The organism is Microvirga sp. P5_D2 (assembly GCF_054049475.1).
This window is the reverse complement of sequence record NZ_JBFUMH010000373.1, coordinates 1-1041: the sequence shown is the minus strand read 5'-3', so window position 1 is coordinate 1041 and position 1041 is coordinate 1. Positions and strand designations below refer to the sequence as shown.

Below are 1041 nucleotides of genomic sequence, written 5' to 3'. Positions count from 1 at the left end.
ATCTACGGCCGCAATCGCCTCTACAATTTCCATCTGATGTGGGACTCCGGTTTCATCGACGAAGTGTTCGGCCAGCTGTCCCGGTCACCTGCCGTCGGTCGCGTCGGCGGCGCGCTCTCCAACTGGTTCTTCGAAGCGGGCATCGGAAAGCAAACCGGTTCATACGCTTGGCGAAACATGAAACAAGATGCGCTGATGTCCTTCAGCGGGGGATCCGAATACGATGGCGGGTTCAAGGGGCTGTTGCCATTGCTGTCCGGCCTCGACAAAGCACCGCGACGCCCCAAGCTCCATCTTGTCGGGCACAGCGCCGGCGCAAACATGCTCGGATACCTCCTCTCGTCCTTGGGGCGGTTCAATCTGAGCAAGATCGAACTGGGAACGATCCACCTGATGGCACCGGCCTGCACGGTCGCGTTTTTCAAAGAGCATTATGAGCCATATCTGACCGGCAAGGGCGCGGTGAAGCTGCAGGACCGGATCTACCTATACAACCTGACGGACCAACTGGAACAGGATGACACGGTCTCCGCTAACGTTCCCCTGCTGCCGTCCTACAGCAGCTCCCTGCTCTATCTGGTCTCGCGCGCCTATGAGCAGATGCCGAGCACACCGCTTGCCGGAATGCAGACCTATGCGCGGGAGATGCCCTTCCACTCAAAGCTTGAGGTTGCGTACTCGACTGGCAGCAGTGGAAAGACCGCGTCTCGCTCGCATGGCGGATTCGACAACGATGCTGCGACTCTCGGGACGATCATGTCGAGGGTTCTGGGAAAACCAGTGCCGCACCCGCCGAAGACCGATGAGCTGACTGGTTATTAGAGCCGTTTCCACTTGCGTGGAATGAGCTCTCTTCCTGGTTTGCCACATTTTTTACGGTGAACCGGGTCCACTTCGCCGAAACAAGTCGTCCCACGACTGAGATGATCTTTCCCAGGCTCTTAACGACAACGGAGACAAGCCATGGCCAAAGGCGAACAACGCGGCAACCGCGAGGCAAAAAAGCCGAAGAAGGACAAGCCGAAGGACGCAATCCCGACC

Annotated in this window: 1 pseudogene; it reads left to right on the top strand. The window is 58.1% G+C overall.

Annotation, left to right across the window (positions count from 1 at the left end):
• A pseudogene (locus ACXJKO_RS31765) lies at window positions 1-822 on the top strand (C1 family peptidase); the annotation flags it as partial.
• Between the last annotated feature and the right edge of the window lie 219 nt (window positions 823-1041).